This is a genomic window from Flavobacterium sp. Root935 (assembly GCF_001429295.1).
Taxonomy (GTDB): domain Bacteria; phylum Bacteroidota; class Bacteroidia; order Flavobacteriales; family Flavobacteriaceae; genus Flavobacterium.
Genome location: NZ_LMJL01000007.1, coordinates 922677 through 941245 on the forward strand (window position 1 = coordinate 922677; position 18569 = coordinate 941245).

General features: G+C 32.5%; 23 protein-coding genes. 6 read left to right on the plus strand and 17 right to left on the minus strand.

The genetic code is table 11. The features are described from left to right. Positions 1-142 precede the first annotated feature (142 nt). Positions 143-1243: a DUF4407 domain-containing protein gene (locus ASE40_RS05500; protein ID WP_057115923.1), complete on the plus strand. Its 1101-nt coding sequence runs from the start codon at positions 143-145 to the stop codon at positions 1241-1243. 111 nt (positions 1244-1354) lie between these two features. Here ASE40_RS05500 and ASE40_RS05505 read toward each other — a convergent pair whose 3' ends face one another. The 7 genes from ASE40_RS05505 to ruvC form a co-directional block, all read right to left on the minus strand. Continuing rightward, complete coding sequence (locus ASE40_RS05505; protein ID WP_057115924.1) at positions 1355-2059, minus strand: PH domain-containing protein; 705 nt, start codon at positions 2057-2059, stop codon at positions 1355-1357. Positions 2060-2156: 97 nt separating this feature from the next. Continuing rightward, positions 2157-2501: an MmcQ/YjbR family DNA-binding protein gene (locus ASE40_RS05510; protein WP_057115925.1), complete on the minus strand. Its 345-nt coding sequence runs from the start codon at positions 2499-2501 to the stop codon at positions 2157-2159. 85 nt (positions 2502-2586) lie between these two features. Beyond that, positions 2587-2985, minus strand: coding sequence for a GNAT family N-acetyltransferase (locus ASE40_RS05515; protein ID WP_057115926.1), 399 nt, complete (start codon positions 2983-2985; stop codon positions 2587-2589). 134 nt (positions 2986-3119) lie between these two features. Then, complete coding sequence (locus ASE40_RS05520) at positions 3120-3872, minus strand: cyclase family protein (protein ID WP_057115927.1); 753 nt, start codon at positions 3870-3872, stop codon at positions 3120-3122. Between the two features lie 91 nt (positions 3873-3963). Then, positions 3964-4575 carry an SMI1/KNR4 family protein gene (locus ASE40_RS05525; RefSeq protein ID WP_057115928.1) on the minus strand — a complete coding sequence of 204 codons (612 nt, stop codon included), beginning with the start codon at positions 4573-4575 and terminating at the stop codon, positions 3964-3966. Between the two features lie 17 nt (positions 4576-4592). Next, positions 4593-5735, minus strand: coding sequence for a radical SAM family heme chaperone HemW (gene hemW / locus ASE40_RS05530; RefSeq protein WP_057115929.1), 1143 nt, complete (start codon positions 5733-5735; stop codon positions 4593-4595). 75 nt (positions 5736-5810) lie between these two features. Beyond that, on the minus strand, positions 5811-6365 hold the full coding sequence (ruvC, locus tag ASE40_RS05535; RefSeq protein ID WP_082586749.1) for a crossover junction endodeoxyribonuclease RuvC: 555 nt from the start codon (positions 6363-6365) through the stop codon (positions 5811-5813). 105 nt (positions 6366-6470) lie between these two features. Between ruvC and ASE40_RS05540 the strand changes: the two genes are divergently transcribed. Both ASE40_RS05540 and ASE40_RS05545 read left to right on the plus strand, forming a co-directional pair. Beyond that, entirely contained in the window at positions 6471-7415 is a 945-nt protein-coding gene (locus ASE40_RS05540) for a lysylphosphatidylglycerol synthase domain-containing protein (RefSeq protein WP_057115930.1), read from the plus strand. Next, a complete protein-coding gene (locus tag ASE40_RS05545) occupies positions 7412-8515 on the plus strand; it encodes a glycosyltransferase family 2 protein (RefSeq protein WP_057115931.1) in 1104 nt (367 codons plus the stop codon). Before ASE40_RS05540 ends, ASE40_RS05545 begins: the two co-directional genes overlap by 4 nt. 20 nt (positions 8516-8535) lie before the next feature. On the opposite strand, the gene ASE40_RS05550 is transcribed toward ASE40_RS05545, so the two are convergent. Further along, positions 8536-9015, minus strand: a complete 480-nt coding sequence (locus tag ASE40_RS05550; protein ID WP_057115932.1) for a hypothetical protein — start codon at positions 9013-9015, stop codon at positions 8536-8538. 154 nt (positions 9016-9169) lie between these two features. Here ASE40_RS05550 and ASE40_RS05555 point away from each other — a divergent pair, with 154 nt between their 5' ends. After that, complete coding sequence (locus ASE40_RS05555; RefSeq protein ID WP_057115933.1) at positions 9170-9670, plus strand: DUF456 domain-containing protein; 501 nt, start codon at positions 9170-9172, stop codon at positions 9668-9670. A gap of 278 nt (positions 9671-9948) precedes the next feature. After that, complete coding sequence (locus ASE40_RS05560; RefSeq protein ID WP_057115934.1) at positions 9949-10551, plus strand: DUF937 domain-containing protein; 603 nt, start codon at positions 9949-9951, stop codon at positions 10549-10551. A 57-nt stretch (positions 10552-10608) separates the two neighbouring features. On the opposite strand, the gene ASE40_RS05565 is transcribed toward ASE40_RS05560, so the two are convergent. From ASE40_RS05565 to ASE40_RS05590, 6 genes are all read right to left on the minus strand, one after another. Then, positions 10609-11520 (minus strand): pseudouridine synthase, encoded by a 912-nt coding sequence (locus ASE40_RS05565; RefSeq protein ID WP_057115935.1) that lies wholly within the window; start codon positions 11518-11520, stop codon positions 10609-10611. Positions 11521-11856: 336 nt separating this feature from the next. Then, positions 11857-12813 (minus strand): geranylgeranylglycerol-phosphate geranylgeranyltransferase, encoded by a 957-nt coding sequence (locus ASE40_RS05570; protein ID WP_057115936.1) that lies wholly within the window; start codon positions 12811-12813, stop codon positions 11857-11859. A 61-nt stretch (positions 12814-12874) separates the two neighbouring features. Further along, a complete protein-coding gene (locus tag ASE40_RS05575; RefSeq protein ID WP_057115937.1) occupies positions 12875-13465 on the minus strand; it encodes a DUF502 domain-containing protein in 591 nt (196 codons plus the stop codon). Between the two features lie 64 nt (positions 13466-13529). Next, positions 13530-14468, minus strand: a complete 939-nt coding sequence (locus ASE40_RS05580; protein ID WP_057115938.1) for a mevalonate kinase — start codon at positions 14466-14468, stop codon at positions 13530-13532. A 30-nt stretch (positions 14469-14498) separates the two neighbouring features. After that, positions 14499-14849 (minus strand): four helix bundle protein, encoded by a 351-nt coding sequence (locus ASE40_RS05585; RefSeq protein WP_057115939.1) that lies wholly within the window; start codon positions 14847-14849, stop codon positions 14499-14501. Between the two features lie 29 nt (positions 14850-14878). Then, a complete protein-coding gene (locus ASE40_RS05590) occupies positions 14879-15967 on the minus strand; it encodes a diphosphomevalonate/mevalonate 3,5-bisphosphate decarboxylase family protein (RefSeq protein WP_057115940.1) in 1089 nt (362 codons plus the stop codon). A gap of 151 nt (positions 15968-16118) precedes the next feature. Between ASE40_RS05590 and ASE40_RS05595 the strand changes: the two genes are divergently transcribed. Next, a complete protein-coding gene (locus ASE40_RS05595; RefSeq protein ID WP_057115941.1) occupies positions 16119-16595 on the plus strand; it encodes a TspO/MBR family protein in 477 nt (158 codons plus the stop codon). A gap of 168 nt (positions 16596-16763) precedes the next feature. On the opposite strand, the gene ASE40_RS05600 is transcribed toward ASE40_RS05595, so the two are convergent. The 3 genes from ASE40_RS05600 to ASE40_RS05610 are packed head-to-tail and all read right to left on the minus strand — an operon-like array spanning position 16764 to position 18565. Further along, positions 16764-17282 (minus strand): MBL fold metallo-hydrolase, encoded by a 519-nt coding sequence (locus ASE40_RS05600; protein WP_317039081.1) that lies wholly within the window; start codon positions 17280-17282, stop codon positions 16764-16766. Between the two features lie 60 nt (positions 17283-17342). Continuing rightward, on the minus strand, positions 17343-17915 hold the full coding sequence (locus tag ASE40_RS05605; RefSeq protein WP_057115942.1) for a Crp/Fnr family transcriptional regulator: 573 nt from the start codon (positions 17913-17915) through the stop codon (positions 17343-17345). 2 nt (positions 17916-17917) lie between these two features. Further along, the gene (locus tag ASE40_RS05610) at positions 17918-18565 is read right to left on the minus strand and encodes an HAD family hydrolase (RefSeq protein ID WP_057116005.1); all 648 of its coding nucleotides are present in this window, start codon (positions 18563-18565) and stop codon (positions 17918-17920) included. Positions 18566-18569: the final 4 nt, after the last annotated feature.

Below are 18569 nucleotides of genomic sequence, written 5' to 3' on the forward strand. Positions count from 1 at the left end.
TAGAAATATATTAATGTTAAAATAACATTCAATAAAAAAAGGAATTTAGTGGCGTTAAGTGAAAACAAATCAACTATTTGTCTGAGAATTAAATTTTTGGCGCTAAATTTGCCATATCAATCACAATCAAAAATCATCAATCATGTTAAAACAATTTTTTATCCTATGTTCAGGAGTCGACCGAGACCTCTTGAAAGACTGCTCAGAAGGCGAACAAACTAAATATGTTGGTATTGGCGCCACTGTATTTTTTACGGCAGTTATGGCTTTCTTAGCCAGTGCTTATGCGCTTTTTACCGTTTTCGATTCTATTTATCCCGCTTTAATTTTCGGATTTGTATGGAGTTTATTGATTTTTAATTTAGACCGATTTATCGTTTCTACAATTAAGAAAAGAGATCGGTTTTTAGACGAATTTCTACAAGCGACTCCACGAATTATATTGGCTGTTATTATTGCAATCGTAATTTCTAAACCTTTGGAAATTAAAATATTCGAAAAAGAAATCAATACTGTTTTGTTGAAAGAGAAAAACGAAATGGAGTTGGCCAACAAAAAACAAATTGGAACGTATTTCAAAACGGATTTAGATAAAAATAAGGCTGAGATTGCAGCTTTAAAAGCAGATATTGTAAAGAAAGAGAAAGAAGTAAATGCTTTATATTCTACTTATATTACAGAAGCAGAAGGAACTGCTGGAACTAAAACGTTAGGAAAAGGTCCAGTTTATAAAGAAAAACGTGAGAAACACGATGCATCTTTAAAAGAATTTGAAACTTTAAAAACAGCAAACGAAGCAAAAATCGCTGAAAAAGAAAAAGCAGGTGTAAAACTTCAAGCCGATTTAGATAAAAAAGTCTCTCAGACTCAGCCTATAATTGAAGGTTTCGACGGCTTAATGGCGCGTATTAATGCGTTGAATAAACTGCCTTGGCTTCCCTCATTTTTTATAATGCTGTTGTTTTTAGCAATTGAAACTTCTCCAATTATAGCCAAATTATTAGCTCCAAAAGGTGAATTCGATTTCAAACAAGAAGAAGCCGAAACAGCAATGAAAGCCACTTTGGCACAAAATAAATACCAACGTGAACTGCTAGTGAAAACAAGCGCCGAAATGCACGATAAAGTTTATGCAGATATTGCCGAAGATAAAAATCTTTACGATTTGCAACGTAAAAATGCAAAAGAGTTACTAGAACTGCAGTCCCATAAATTTGTAGAAAAGCAGAAAGCGACTTTGTAAAATGTAATCTGTAAAATGTAATCTGTAAAATGTAAAAAGTCTTAAGCTCTAATGAACTTAAGACTTTTTTATTTTCAGTAAGAAGTCATTTCACTTCTCACAAAGTACATTTTACATATAACTTAAAATCTCTTTTTTATAAGCATCGTACTCTCCCTGCATGATCAATCCGTTATCAAGGAGTTTTTTGTAATTCTGTAATTTATCAAAAAGTTCCTCTTTAGATAAGTCACTTAATTTACGTTCTCCAGCTGGCTGTGTTGGAAGCGGCTCATAAGTTGTTTCTGTAAAAGCTGGTGCAGAAGGCAAAATTTCAGCAAAACTAGTTACTTCTTCAGTTTCTACTTCTTCAACTTCTTCAGCTTCGTCTTCGTATTCTGGTTCAACAGTTTCTTGAATTGGTGCAGCAGTCGAAACTGGATTTTTCAATAAATCCAATTGCTCTTTAGCGTAAGTATAAATTTTTCTAGCCTGAATTTTTGGAATATAATCAATAGAAACAGCCAAATCTGTTTTGGTACCAAATGAAAATTCAGAACCTAAAATGTTTTCTTTTACAAAAGTACTCGCAATATCATCCCAAGTGTAATCTGTAAAATCCATAGAAAGACCTAAATTTTTAGGCTTACAGATAATGATACGCTTGTTTGTTAATACAATGCTGTCTGGAAAAACAGTAATAGCAGGCTTTTTTTGCACTGCAATATATCCAACTTCTTCGCCTTTCATTAATAAATCTGTAAGTTTCGAAGTGATTTTTTCAATCGCTTTTGGATCTTGTTCTTCGTTCAGAAATTTTTTAAATTGTTCTTTCATTTTTTTAAGTTGCTAAGTTACTGAGCTTTTAAGTTGCTGAGTTTTTTTACTGACGTTACAAATGTAATGCCTAATTTTCTAATTCGATAATTTCACTCTAAATTTTCTTTGTCAAACTTTTGAAAACCAATTCATAGGAATGATCAATTAATTCTTTGACAAATTTGTCTGGAAGATTTCCGTTTAAAGCAATCGTATTCCAGTGTACTTTACTCATATGAAATCCAGGTTGTATTTCATCATATTCAGCTCTGAGTTCCTGTGCGCGGTCTGGATTACATTTTAAATTGACAGACTGCTCATTTTTTTCCCATTGCGATAAAGAAGATAGGGCAAACATTTTACCGCCAACTTTAAAAACCAAAGTATCTTCGTCAAAAGGAAAATGCTCGCTCACACCTTTTTTTGAAAGACAATATTCGTAAAACGTTTCTAAATTCATATTATAAAAAAGTTATGATTCAACACGAATTACACCAATTTCACTAATTGAACTGTTTCATGGCAATTAGTGAAATTAGTGTTTATTAAACTATTTTTTCCATCATTTTTTCAGGATGATTGAGTTTTGTAAATCCGAATTTCTCGTATAAAAAGTGAGCGTCAGTTGTGGCTAATCTCCAAATTTTGACATTTTGAAGTTGAGGTTCCTTCATCATCGTTTCAATTAAGATCGACGAATATCCTTTTCCACGATGTTCTTCGGTTATAAAAACGTCCATTAAATAAGCAAATACCGCGTAATCGGTAATTACTCTTGCGAAACCAATTTGTTTGTCATCTAAATAGATTCCAAAACAAACCGAAGCATCAATTGTAGTCTGCACTTCTTCAATAGTTCGTCCTGCAGCCCAATAAATGTCTTTTAAAAAGTTTTGTATAAACGGAACGTCGAGTTTGGTTTTATCAGTAGATACGCTAATCATAGTTTATTGTTTTTCTTGCCACGAATTTCACGAATTTTCACGAATTAATTTTTTCACTTCAAGCATGTAAAAATTAGTGGGAATTAGTGTAATTGCTTCGCCAATTCGCTTTCGCTCGGGTCGTGGCAAACTTTTTAAATCTTATATAAAATTGGTTTTGATGGACTTGCGTCATTTTCAAACGAAGCTATTTGAAGATTTAGTATATAATTTCCATCTTCAATTTCGTCTGGAACGTAAATCATTTCGGTAATTGTAGCATTTAACCGTGCATCAGAATTAAGATTATGAGTGTCTTTTACATTCCAAAATGCTTTGTGAGCCAGTAATTTACCTTCGTCATGTTCTTTGTCAACGCTTGGTAAATCAATCAATAAATGTTGAATTTCGCTTTCGCGGATGAAAGTGGCAGCTTCTTCAGACAAATAAGGCGGATTTGTATTTGAATATTTTCTTGATTTTTTTTCTTTTTGATTGGGAAGTGTTCTGATAATCAAAGCGTCCAACGATGTCACATTGAGCGAAGTCGAGATGCTTTCTTTCGTAATAACGAGATCATCCCCAATTTTCTCAGGCTCAATGGTAATCAATTTAGCAAAAAAGAAAAACTGTTTAAGTGATTGATTAATGCTGTAAAAATCATTTGTAATATGTCCCAGACATTCCGTGTGCGTTCCATGTCCATGCGGATTGAAGAAAATATTGTTAAAATTCGTTGATGATTTTCCTTCCGAAACTTTTCCGATCCAATCGCCGAAAACTACAGGTTCAATAACTGGTTTTTCGATATACCAGGCAATTGGGTTTTCGTCTGTATTGGTTAATGGAATAGAGATATCAATGGGTTTTGATAAGTCGATTTCGAAGTTGTTGATTTTTGCTATCATGTTGATTTAACCGCAAGGGTCGCTAAGGTTTACGCAAAGGGCGCCAAGGATTATTAAAGATTGTTTGCGACTCTTTTAATTCCATTTTTTATTAATGATTATCAAAAACAGAACACCATTCGTCATAATATTTGCCCGCCCAATTTCTCATATTTTTGAAGTACCATTTTGCAGCATTGTCAGCAAGGTTGAAACCATTTTCATCATCAATTATAGACTCATCTTCAAAATTGCTTAAGGCGTGATGAAGCGCGGCGCTGCAAAGTAAAAACTGTCCTAAGGTATCTGCAACTGTTGTACCAGTTTCCCAATTTCCTGCGCCATGCATAAGTTTTTGAATGCCATTTTCCAGATCCTCAAAATCTACAATAACAGGATCAGCACCTTCATCAGCAAAAATAAAAAAGTTCTTGTTCCAATCGCCAATTTCAGTATTTTTTATTGAATTATAGTTGTAACCATCTTGCTTATATTTTAGATTTTCAACTCCATAAATACACATTGGATTACCAACCGTAGAAAAATAAAAATCTTTTAGAGGTGCAAAATTGCTTATGTAATCTTTTAAATTGTGAGGTAATGTAATTTTAAATTCATTTTCTAAACGATGAATATGACTTTTATTCTGTGATTCTCCAAAAGGAAAATTATCATCATTATTCCAGAATTTTTTTATTTCTAATATTGCAGTTTCTAAGTTCATTTCATTTAAGATTTATATTACAAATCTAAATAAAACAGATCACTTGCAATTCCATCCGTTAAAAATTTTCCTTTTGGAGTTGGTTTTAGAATGTTGTTTTCAATGGAAAGCAAATCATCGTTTAAGAATTTTTCAGATTGTTTTTTCAGATAATTCAAATATTCCAAACCAAATTCATTTTCAATTCTTTCTAAAGAAACGCCCCAAATCGTTCTTAAACCTGTCATAATATATTCATTATAACGATCTGAAATGGTCAGAATTTCTGTTTCAATTGGAAGTTCGTTATTTTGAATCGCTTTCAAATACAAAGAATTATTCGCAATATTCCAGCCTCTTTTTTCACCGTCATAACTATGCGCGGAAGGTCCGATTCCGATATATTTTTTTCCTAACCAATAAGCCGAATTGTTTTTGGAAAAATAATTCTCTTTCCCAAAATTCGATAATTCGTAATGAATAAATCCATTTTTTTGGAGCGTTTCAACCAAAATCATAAAATGATTTGAAGCGGCTTCATCTTGCGGTTCAGCGATTTTTCCAGTCTGAATTAATTTGCTCAAGGCTGTTTTGGGTTCAACCGTCAATGCATAACTCGAAATATGTGGAATGCCAAAACTCAAAGCCGTTTCGATATTCTGTTTCCACATTTCATCTGTCAATCCAGGAATTCCGTAAATTAAATCGAGTGAAATATTATCAAAATATTTTGTCGCTTCTTGTAAACATTTTATGGCTTCCACCGAATTATGAGCACGGTTCATCATCTTTAAATCTTCTTCATAAAAAGACTGAATACCAATGCTTAATCGGTTTATCGGACTTTTAGATAATTCAAAAATTCGCTCCGCGGACAAATCATCGGGATTAGCTTCAAGTGTAATTTCTGGATTATCTGAGACTTTATAGTTTTTATAAACTTCTAAAATTAAAAAATTAATTTCGTCATTGGTCAAAACAGAAGGAGTTCCACCTCCGAAATATATTGTCTCTACTCCCGAGAATTCGGGATCGTTCTCAAACTCATTTTTACGCATGCCAATTTCTTTGGACAAAGCCAAAACCATTTCATCTTTCTTTTTCATTGAAGTCGAAAAATGAAAGTCACAATAATGACAAGCCTGTTTGCAAAAAGGAATATGGATGTAGATACCGCTCATTTTTTTTAATTAGATAATGTGCCAATTTGATAATTAGATAATGAAAATTAGGTTCGAAGAAATTATCTAATTATCTCATTTTCTAATTTTGTCCTCATTTTGTTTCACAAAAGCATCCCAGCCCGAATAACTTTTTCCTGCTACGACTTTTCCTGAATTAAAGTGATGACAAACTGCCGCTGCCAAACCGTCGGTTGAATCGAGATTTTTGGGTAATTCTTTTAATCCTAAAAGCTGTTGGAGCATTTTCGCAACCTGTTCTTTGCTGGCATTTCCGTTTCCGGTAATCGCCATCTTTATCTTTTTAGGTTCATATTCCGTGATTGGAATATCTCTTGAAAGTCCAGCCGCCATTGCAACACCTTGTGCGCGACCGAGCTTTAACATCGATTGTACATTTTTACCAAAAAAAGGCGCTTCAATCGCAATTTCGTCAGGATGATGCGTTTCGATTAATTCGATGGTTCTTTCAAAAATGATTTTTAGTTTTTGGTAATGATTGTCATATTTGGACAATTGCAGTTCGTTTAACTGCAAAAATTCCATTTTTTTATTGATGACTCTAATTAATCCAAAACCCATAATTGTGGTTCCAGGGTCAATTCCTAATATGATGCGTTCTTTTGTCAAGAGAGTTTTTGTTTCAAGTTTGATGTTTCAAGTTTCAGGTTTAGAAAATTGTCACATTTTCTAATTGTCACATTGCCTAATTTCCAAATTGATTACTTTTGCGGCATGATTTCAATTCCTCACAAAGCTAAGCAATTCCTAGTTCTTCTAATCAAACTTTTGATTGTTGGCGGTGCATTTTATTTTATTTACAATCAGCTGGCCAACAACGACAAATTGGACTGGAATAAGTTCATTGTTTTATTTCGAAAAAATCAGTCGGTTTTAGGCATTTCGTTTATATTACTTTTGAGTGTTTTGAATCGCTATTTTGAGATTCTAAAATGGCAGAATCTCGCCAAAGCAATTTATCAAATCTCGGTTTACGAAGCCACTAAGCAGGTTTTAGCCGCTTTAACGGCAGGAATCTTTACACCAAACGGAGTGGGAGAGTACGCTGGAAAAGCTTTGTATTATCCAAAATCGGAAGCTAAAAAAGTTGTTTTTCTAAACTTAATCTGCAACGGAATCCAAATGATTTTAACGATCATTTTTGGAATTTTTGGCTTACTTTATTTCAATGCACAGTTTAATGTTATTACAACCAAAACAGTCTTAATCTTGTTCGGAGGATTTCTGCTAATTCTGATTATTTTATTTTCAATCAAAAAAATAAAAGTCAAAGGATATTCAATTGAAAAACTAATTCATAAAATCAACGAAATTCCAAAGTCAATTCATAGAAGAAACATCTTTTTAGGCGTTTTAAGATATTTGGTTTTTTCGCACCAATATTACTTTCTGTTTTTAGGTTTTGATGTCGATCTGCCTTATTTAACTTTAATGGCAGCAATTACATCTGTATACTTTTTAGCTTCATCATTGCCCACATTTCAGTTTCTGGATTTTGCAGTTAAAGGAAGCGTCGCTATTTATTTTTTCGGAATTCTTGGCGTTAACGAATGGATTGTCATTTTTATCAGCACTTTAATGTGGTTTTTAAATGTTGTACTGCCAGTAGTTTTAGGAAGTTATTTTGTGCTGAATTTTAAAACGAAAACAGCAGCATGATTTTTGCTTTGTTTGCCATATTAGCTATTTACATTGTAAACATTAGTTTGCTTATTTATGGTTTTTTCAAAGTCAAAAAATATCAAAAAAAAGATTTAAAGCCACAGACAAGTTTTACCATAATTGTTCCGTTTCGAAATGAAGAAGAAAACCTGCCAAAGCTTTTAAATAGCTTTTCGACACTAAATTATCCAACAGATTTATTCGAAGTAATTTTAGTCGATGATAATTCGAAAGAGAAATTTCAAGTCTCAAATTTCGCATTTCACATTTCACAAATAAACAATATTCGGGTTTCAAATTCTCCCAAAAAAGATGCGATTACAACCGCAATGTTGCGCGTAAAGACGAATTGGGTAATTACCACAGATGCTGATTGTCTTGTTCCAGAAAACTGGCTTTTAACTTTTGATAATTATATTCAGGAAAATAAAGTTTCGATGCTGGCGGGAGCAGTAACGTATGAATGTGGAGATTCATTTCTGCATCATTTTCAGCAATTAGATTTGACAAGTTTACAAGGCGCAACAATTGGAAGTTTTGGTTTAAACAAAGGTTTTATGTGTAACGGAGCTAATTTTGCGTACACCAAATCATTGTTTGAAAGTTTAAATGGTTTTACTGGAAATGAGACTATTGCAAGTGGAGATGATGTCTTTTTACTGCAAAAAGCAATTGAAAAATTTCCAAATGAAGTTCATTACTTAAAAGCTCAAGAAGCCATTGTAACTACAAAACCAACAGAAAGCTGGAAAGCATTATTTCATCAAAGAGTGCGCTGGGCTGCCAAAACGAGTTCGTATAAAAGTAATTATGGAAAATTTATGGGATTAGTTGTTTTCTTTGGAAATTTGAGTTTTGTAATTGCTTTTTTGTTACTTCTCTTCCAAATTTTAAATTATCCGTTTTTTGTTTTATTTGCTTTTTTAAAGTTTATGGTTGATTTTGTTTTGCTTTCAAAAACAAATCAGTTTTTAAAGAATACAAGGCTTAAAAGCTTTTTATTGAGTAGTTTGTTTTATCCTTTTTTTAGTACAAGTGTAGCTTTGTATAGCTTATTTGGTTCGTACGAATGGAAAGACAGGCGTTTTATGAAATAATTTTATATAAAAGGGTAAAACTATTCCTTTGCTTTCAAAATTACAGGCAGAATAAATTGTGTTTTTACGGGAATGCCTCGTTTTATAGCTGGATTTACTTTTGGAAAATCAACAAGACGCGCATGCAGAATACTGTCAATTTTTATAGTATCATAGGCAACAGAATCTTTAGGAAACTGAGGCTCAAACTTCATAGTTGCATTTGGAAAAATTGTTACTTTTACTTCAATAGTGTCCAATTCTGGGTACATAATCGATAAAGTATCAACATTAAGTTTTTCTTCAATAAGATCAGACATTACATCAAAAAAGCACTGCTGGCGAAGTTTTTTATCGGCTATTTTTTCACAGTTTGAGACAGATGGGTATTCGTCTACTTCTTTCCAGTTGATCGATTTCAATTCTTTTTGAAGTAATTCTTTTTCAGACGGAACCTGCTTCTCAAAATATTGACAAGAATTAAAGATAATACAGATGAAAAAAAGTGAAAACGGCCTCAAGATTTTAATGTTGAATGAATAAACAAAAATACAATTATTTTTTTTAGAGATTCTTTCAATTACGCGGAATCTTCATATTTTAAAGGTACAATTTTAAAGTTTGTATAGCAAAAAATAAAGTAGTAATTTGTAAGAACAAATTTATCAAAACTATATGGATTTACTTTTAGTTACACTAGGTTTTATATGCATGATTGTTGGCATTTTTGGCAGTTTTCTTCCTGTTTTGCCTGGGTTGTCAAGCTGCTGGGTGGGTTTGCTTTTGCTATATCTAACCAAAGCAGTAGAAAATAATTATTGGGTTTTAGGAATAACTTTTGTTTTAATGGTAATCATAACAATATTAGATTACGTAATCCCATCGCAGGGGACAAAAAAGTTCGGCGGAAGTTCGTATGGAATATGGGGGACAAATATTGGTTTAATTATCGGAATTTTGGCGCCAATTCCTTTTGGATTTATCATCGGACCTTTTTTGGGAGCACTTGTCGGAGAATTGTTATACGACTCACAAAATCATAAACGGGCACTAAAAGCGGCAACAGGTTCCTTGCTTGGGTTCCTTGCTTCGAGCTTTATTAATTTTATGTTTTGTGTAGTCTATTTGGGCATTTTTTTGAGCGTAATGTGGAAATATCGAAACATTTTGTTTTAATTATATAACATTTTTCTAGCTTGTGCGTTGCCTTTTATAAAAACATCAAAATTTTCTTAACTTTTTTATCTTTTGTGTTTGAGTTCTAAAGGGTTGTGTTTACAGGTGTTTACGCATTTTTTATGTTAACATGAGGTTATTATCTATGTAAATTTTTAACTTATTTTTTGGAAATGTTAATTTATTTTATATTTTTATCACAATAAACGATAAAAAGCCTCACTTTATCGGTTATTTTGAACAAATTTAAATAATGTTTCTTTAATAAGTTAACGCGTATGACCCCAAACCTACAAATTGAACTTAGACGTTTTATTTCATCTAATGTTGTCTCCAAGTTGAACAAGTTTTATTTTGAAAATGATGCCCTTTTAATAAAAGGAATTGATGTCTCGATCGGTACAATTTTAATGGGACTCTACAACAAAGCCGAAGAATCTGATTTTTATTCTGAAATAGCCTCAATGATAAAAGAAGATTCAACTTTTTACCAAGAAATTGACTTTAACGCAGGTAGAATTTTATCAGTTGATGATTGTTACCGTTTAGAAGGAAATTCATTACTTAAAGAATTGTTCTCGAATAAAAAGGGAAGAATTTCAGAAATGGTTTCAAACGAAGTCGGTATTAAAAGCGAAACAGCCAGAGAAATACTTAACTTTTCAGCACTGCTTGTAGTTTCCTACTTAAGAAATAATCTTCAATTACTAGAAAGTTTAAAATTACTTCTCGAAGACCAAAAAAGAGACATTTTAAACAGTATTCCCCCTGGAATCAAAATCATCCTCGGTTTTTCATCTTACGAAACAGTAGAAGATAAAAACCAATCTATCGGAAGATCAATTTTTACCCTTTTCGGACATAATTTCTTTAGTTTCTAAAATAAAAAAATCCCATTTTCAAAGAAAACAGGATTCATTATAACAAAATTTGAAAAACTATTTAGCGTTTTTCAAATTGATGATCTCTTGGTCAGTCAAAAAGCGCCAGTTTCCTCTAGGAAGATTCTTTTTGGTCAAACCAGCAAATGCAACACGATCAATTCGTAAAACATTATATTCAAAAGACTCAAAAATAGAACGCACCACTTTTACATTCGAAGTACGAAGTTTAAGTCCGATTTCGCTTTTGGGCTCATTATCAATATAGCTAATTTCCTCAACAAAAACGCGGTGTCCGTCAAGAACCAAACCTTTGCTGATTTTTTCAAGATCCTCAAACTTTAAGTTTTTGTCTAAAGAAACCTGATAAATTTTAGACGATTTTTGATTTGGTAAAGTAAACTTACGGATCATATCTGTATCGTTTGTAAATACCAATAAACCAGTCGTATTTTTATCCATTCTTCCGATTGGAGCAATTTTTGCATTTGTAGAACCGCGAACAAGTTCTAGAACGTTACGATATTCTTGACCTTCATCCAGAGCTGTCGTAAAGTTTTTAGGTTTGTTTAATAGAATATATTCTTTCTTTTCAGGAGTCAAAGTAACACCGTCAAAGTTTACTACATCATTCAATTTTACCAAATATCCCATTTCAGTTACTGGAACACCGTTTACTTTAACGTTTCCAGACTGAATATAAATGTCAGCATCACGACGCGAACAAATACCAGAATTCGAGATGTATTTGTTTAAACGAATTTCATCTGAAGCCTTTTGTCTTTTCGGAGCCTGATTTTGTTTTTTTACTTTTTCTTCCGCAGCAGCATTAGCGGCTTTAACCTCCGGTTTCACTTTTTTCGGCCCTTGCGCACGTTTCGCCATAGGAGGTTTTGGCTTACTAGAGTTTGATCTTGAGCTGTTTGGTCTAGATCCGCCTCTTTTATTATTGCCTTCCTTGTTGTTCATAAAATCATTAATTTGTGCAAAGATAGTTTTTTCCTGCTAATAAATCTTAAGTTCAATGTTCTTAGATTAATAGCAATAAATTTTAAGAAGTAAGGAGCATCACAATTTGCTTTTTTTCAGGCATTATTTCCCGCTTTCCGTTCCAATTTTTTATTTTTTAAAGAAAAAAATAAAAAGATTTCCACTTCAATCGGGGCTAGATTTCAAACAATTGGCTTCTTTTAAATATTTTGGAATAAGTTGTTGCACAAAGGTTCGCAAAGTTTACACAGATCAACCCAAAAAATATTCGTGAATCTCTGTGAAACTCTTGGTGTATCTCAGTGGAATAAAAAATTAGTAATTAGAAATCAATTCTCTACCGTGCCACAAAACGCTGGGATTGATCAAAACAATGCAGAAAACACCCGAAACGATTAAGAATTTCAAAACATTATGAAGCATTAAAAACTGCTCCTTAGAATTCGATTTCCATAAATAAATCAAGAAAAAAAGCAACACACCAAAACAGGCATAAAAGTAAATATCCATATAACCCACATCATAAATATTTATTAAAACATAAACAGGTAAAATGGTTAAAATTGTCAAAGCAGTAATAACTTGTTTAGAGATTTTTTCGCCATACAAAACAGGAATTGTTCTATAATCCGTTACCAAATCACCTTTCAAGTTTTCCAAATCTTTAATCATTTCTCGAATCAGCAAAAGTAAAAACAAGAAAACTGCATGTGCCGAAATTACCACAAAATGACTCATATGATTTTCAATTTCTTCAAACGAAATTTTATTGTAGAAATACAGTAATATGGCAAAAAACGGAGTAACAGCCAGCAGTGCAGACATTAAATTCCCGATAATTGGATATTTTTTTATTTTATGAGAATAAAACCAAATTAGGAAAATATAACCCGAGAAGAACAAAAATGCTCTCCAAGAAACAATAAAAGCCATTAAAACAGCAAGAAAATTCAAAGAAAAATAAACCGATAATTTAGTTTTTTGACTCACTAATCTGTCCAGCATTGATTTGTTGGGACGATTAATTAAATCTTTCTGGCTGTCGTAAAAATTATTGATAATATAACCCGAAGCAATCGTAATCGCCGAGGCAAAAACAATTAGGAATAAATGGAAATCAAGAAGAATATCCAGCGCCCTAATTTCTGGTGCCAAAATAAAAATAGCCGATAAATATTGCGCTAAAACTATAATTGGAATATTGTAACCCCTTACTACAGAAAACAGACTAACAATTTTCATTACTAAAAGTTTGTGCTGTCTGCTTAACATATAAAATAGTTTGTAAAGGTTTAGATAAGGGAAGTTAAAGGATATTTTTGATTATAAAAATTTACAGTTTGTTTTTTAACAATTCTTTAGAGCCATAGCCTAATTTTCTGATGCATGCCAGTGCTTCTTTTTGCGAAATCTCAACGTTTTTGATGTCTTTTTTCTCAACAAAAACAACAGAGCCACTCCACGGATTTGGAGCATCGGGTATAAAAACAGTAAAACTATTTTCGTCTATTTGTTCTATCAAAAATGCAAATTGCCAGCCGGCATCTGTAGGAACAAGAATTACTTTTAAATCTTGGTTAGACTCAATTCCCATAATGTTTTCATTCATATTTTTCATAAATGAATATCCGGGAACAAAACTTAAAATTCCGTTTTCTAATTTCTGAATCAGTTTTTTAGCTTTGGCAGTTCTTGACAATAAACCTGCAGCGAAACAAATAACGATTATAATTATTATTCCAACAAGTTCTTGCAGTGCAATTCCTAAAACATGTACTCTCGGTAGATTTTTTACAAGCGGAAGAGTGACTTTTTGAATAATGCCATATCCTTTTTCAAGAATAATAAGCAGTACGACTAAAGGTGCTAAAAACAGAATTCCTCCTAAAAAAGTTGCTTTGAATATTTTTAAAATACTTTTCATAATAAATAACTTTTTAGGATGAAAACTTATGAAAATCTACTCAAATAACTTTTGCTTTAGAGAATTAAAACTGATAAACGACTTCTAATTTATAGTCTTTTAGGGATGCTTTTGCACGTTCCAAATCTTCTGTAAAACCAAGAATGTAACCGCCGCCGCCAGAACCACAAAGTTTTAGGTAATAATCGTTTGTGTCAATTCCGTGCTGCCAGATTCCATGAAACTGTTCTGGAATCATTGGTTTAAAGTGATTTAAAACAACTTTAGAAAGTTTTTTAGTATTCGTAAACAAAGACTTCATATCGCCATGCAGGAAGTTTTCTACACAGGCATCAGTATATTTAACAAATTGATTTTTTAGCATTGCACGGAAACCTTTGTCTTTTAGGTTTTCCATGAAAATGTTAACCATAGGAGCTGTTTCGCCTACTATTCCAGAGTCTAATAAAAAGACAGCACCTTTCCCGTCAAAACTTTGAGTCGGAATGCCGGTTGCTTCAATATTATCTTTAGAATTAATTAAAATCGGAATGCTCAAATAGCTGTTTAACGGATCTAAACCAGAACTTTTTCCGTGGAAAAAACTTTCCATTTGAGAGAAGACATTTTTTAGATGTAATAGTTTTTCTCGTGTTAAGTTTTCTAAAACTGTGATTTTGTTGGTAGCATATTTATCATAAATAGCAGCAACAAGTGCACCGCTGCTTCCAACCCCGTATCCCTGCGGAATGCTAGAATCGAAATACATACCAGTTTCAACATCATTTTTTAAAGTTTCCAAATCAAAAGTAACCAATTCTGGCTGTTGTGTCTGTAAAACTTCCAGATAAGCAGTGAAGCTTTGTAAACTTTTGTTTGATGCAATAGCTTCTGCAGAAGGCTCCTCAGACTTCTTTAAGGCGCCATTGTAAAAATTATAAGGAATAGAAAGTCCCTTAGAGTCGCGGATGATTCCGTATTCTCCAAAGAGTAATATTTTTGAGTAAAATAATGGTCCTTTCATAATTGAAAATGAATAATTAACAATTGATAATTATGTGTTTTTAGTAGTTTTTACAATACTTGTCAGTAATCGTAAAATCTCTGTTATTTTTGGTTTAATATTTAAAAAATCTATATCAGATAGATATTTCGTTTCATATAGCAAATCTAACCAATATTCAGTCTCATTTGCCTCTTTTAAAGAAATAGATAATTTATGAATGAAATCTGCTTTACTTTGGGCATGTTCGGCCTCTCTAATATTTGCTCCAATTGATGTGCCTGAACGTAACATTTGCCGTGATAATACGAACTCCCTTTTCTCAGCTAAAACTTTATAAAGGTTAACAACATCAATTGCAAAAGCAAAAGATTTTTCTTTAATAATGTTCTTTCTTTCCATAAAATTAATCAATTATTAATTAACAATTGTTAATTATCAATTAATAAAGCACCTTCTCCAATTTTGTCGCAAATGTACTGACGATTCTGACAAAATACAACTAATTCGTCCTGAATAAATTGTAATACTTTTTCGGTAACGTTTTCGGGATAAAGCACATGGACATTCGCGCCCGCGTCAAGTGTAAAACATACGGGAATCTGTGTTTCATTTCTAAATTTCCAGATTGCATTTATGATTTGAAGCGTATTTGGTTTCATCAAAATAAAATACGGCATCGATGTCATCATCATCGCGTGTAAAGTCAAAGCTTCACTTTCTACAACTTTGATAAATTCTTCTAAATCACCATTTTCAAAAATCTTGATTAAATGATCTAAATTTTCATGCGCCTGGGCAAAACGTCTTTCAGCGTACGGATGATTGTGCATTAAATCATGTCCTACAGTACTCGAAACTTGTTTTTCGCCCTTATCAACCAATAAAATCGTGTCTTGATAATTCTTGAAATTTTCATGAATAGCATATGGAAACTCAACTCCAAATAAATCAGTACTTCCTTCAATATTGGCCTGATTCCCCCAAACTACAACATTTCCTTTTACGCTTCTGCAAGCACTTCCAGAACCTAAACGAGCGAGAAAAGATGCTTTTTGATAGAAATAATCTTCTGTCATTTCTGGGTTCAGTAATTTCTCTAAACTCATAAAATTCATTGCAAGAGCTGCCATCCCAGACGCTGAAGAAGCAATTCCGGAACTATGTGGAAATGTATTCTGGGTATCAATCGTAAAATGATAGTCTTTTAAAAACGGCAGATAAACTTCAACTCTTTTTAAAAACTTCTGAATCTTTGGTTTAAAATCTTCTTTTGGTTTTCCTTCAAAAAGTAAATCAAAAGAAAAATTTCCGTGGTTGTCTTTTTTTGAAAAGCCCAATTTCGTAATTGTTTTACAATTGTTAAGCGTAAAACTTACCGAAGGGTTTGCTGGAATTTGATTGTCTTTTTTCCCCCAATATTTAACTAATGCAATATTGCTTGGAGCGCTCCATTCAAAGTTTCCGTTTTCGATTGTTGAAGTATATGAATTTGGTATAAAATCGGCTGCTGTTAACATGAATTGTAAAATTTTGGCAAAGATAGTTTTTAAATTTTTTCACCATATAAGTTATTTAAGAAATATAAGTTGGGTTTTCTAAAATGAACTTATATTTCTTATATGGTTTAAAAATTTCTTTTGACTATTTTTGAATACAAAATTTAATGCAATGAATAAAATAGTTAAGATCGTAATCGCTTTAATCATTTGTTTGTCAGTAGGATATTCTGCAAGTTTGGTAACGAGACCAAGTGTAGAAAGCTGGTATCCGACTATTGAAAAACCAGTTTTTAATCCGCCGAACTGGATTTTCCTGCCGGTCTGGACAATTCTTTACATTTTTATGGCAGTTGCTGCGGGATTAGTCTGGGATAAAATAAAAGAGCAGACAGAAGAAGTTAAAAAAGCACTTCTTTTCTTTATAATTCAACTTATTCTTAATGCAATTTGGTCGTATTTATTCTTCGGATTAAAAAATCCGATGCTTGCTTTAGTTGAAATTGTACTTTTATGGCTTATGATTTACGAAACTTATTTAAAGTTTATCAAAATCAACAAAACAGCAGGTTACTTATTGATTCCGTATTTGGCTTGGGTAGGTTTTGCAACCGTTTTGAATGCTAGTATTTGGTGGTTGAATAAATAGAAATTTGCCAATAGGTTTTAATTAAAACCTATTGGCAAATTTCTTAAACTCTCCCTTATCAAATAAAACAGGTCCGTGGCCAAAACAAAGTATTTTTGGTTTTAATGAGGCTAATTTTAGAATCGATTTTCTATTAATTTCTTTGTCAGCAGTGAATAAATTAGGGGGTTAGTGTAAGCCAGTTTTTGTTGTGAGTAGATTCATATTAGTCATAACATCTCCAACAATCAAAATTCCGTCTTTTTCTCTGAAAAAAGATAAATGGCCTCTTGAATGTCCTGGTGTTTCAATAACAGTAAATCCGCCAATTTGATCTCCTTCTTTTAAAGTTCCAGAAACGGGATGTCCTTTTCCTGCCCAAAAGTTTTTCTGAAATTTAGAAATGATATGATTCGGATTTGGGTATTCTGTAATTACATTTCCATTTTCAGCAAATGCTTTTTCAGGTTCACTGCATAAAAGAGGAATATTCAAAGTTTCACAGATTACTTTGCTGCTTCCCTGATGATCGGCGTGAGCGTGAGTTAAGACGTGTTTGGTAACAGATTTGTCTTTCAGTGCTTTTATTATTTTATTGGCAGAAGTTCTAATTCCCGCATCAATTAAAACATCTTCAATCAAATAACAATTGATAGCATTTCTTGGAAACAAAGGAATTTGGTAAACGTCTTTGGCAATATTCTTCATCTTTTCAAATTTTATTTTGACAAAGATTCGAATTCCGTTTTTCAATCCACTTGATAAATGTTAAGAAATGTCCTGACGGATTCTGCTTAAAGATTCTGGCGTAATTCCGAGAAAGGAGGCGATATAAATTAAAGGTGTTCGCTGAATTATTTTGGCTGGAGCCGATGCCAAAAAAGTCTGGTATTTTTCTTTTGCGGGAATCATTTGTAGTTTTAAAACACGATCGGCCATACAAAGGTAATTCTGCTCGGCTAAAATTCTCCCAACACGTTCCCAATTCGGAATTTCGTTATACAGAAATTGCATTTTTTCGAAAGTAATCGAAAGAACTTGACAATCCTCAATACATTGAATGTTTTCAAAAGATGGTGTCTGATTGATAAAACTAGAATACGAAGCAATAAAACCTTCGTCAGAACTTAAATAGGTAGTAATTTCTTTTCCATTTTTTAAGTAGTAGACACGAGCCAATCCGTTGAGAATGAAAAAGATCTTGTTGCTGATTTTCCCCATTGAAGAAAGAAATTCTTTAGCAGGAAATTTTTCATATTCAAAACAAGAATCGATCTTTTCGATTTCTTTTTCAGAAAACGAAGCGATCGATAGTATTTGTTTTTGTAATTCAGCATTCACGATTACAATATTTCAATTAATTCCGAAGCATTATTAATAACCGCTTTTGCTCCGCTAGATTTCAATTCATTTTCGGTTCTGTAACCCCAAGTAACGCCCACAGGAAACATATTAGCATTTACTGCGGTTTTCATATCAATGTCAGAATCTCCAACAAATAATATTTCTTCGGGTTTTAAATTCCATTTTTTACTGATTTCAACTGCTTCAAACGGATTTGGTTTCTTAAGCGCTTCTGTACTCAAGCCTATCGCTGTATCAAATTGCTTTGGGAATAATTCAGATGCGATTTTCTTCGTCAATTCATCGGCTTTGTTAGAAAAAACAGCCATTTTAATGTTTTGTGAAGTCAGGTTTTCTAACAATTCAATAATTCCTTCGTACGGTTTTGTTTTTAGGGTACAGATTTTAGTGTATTCATCGACCATACATTCAAAACAACTTTCGATTTCATCATCAGAATTGTTTGTGGCAGGTAAAGCTTTACTTACCAGATTTCGTAAACCGCTCCCAATAAAATATTGATAAGTGTCGTAAGTATGTGTAGGATAATTTAAAGCGGTAAGCACTTTATTCATCGCATCTGAGATGTCTTCCAATGAGTTTACCAATGTTCCGTCTAAATCAAAAATAATTCCTTTAAATTTCATTCTA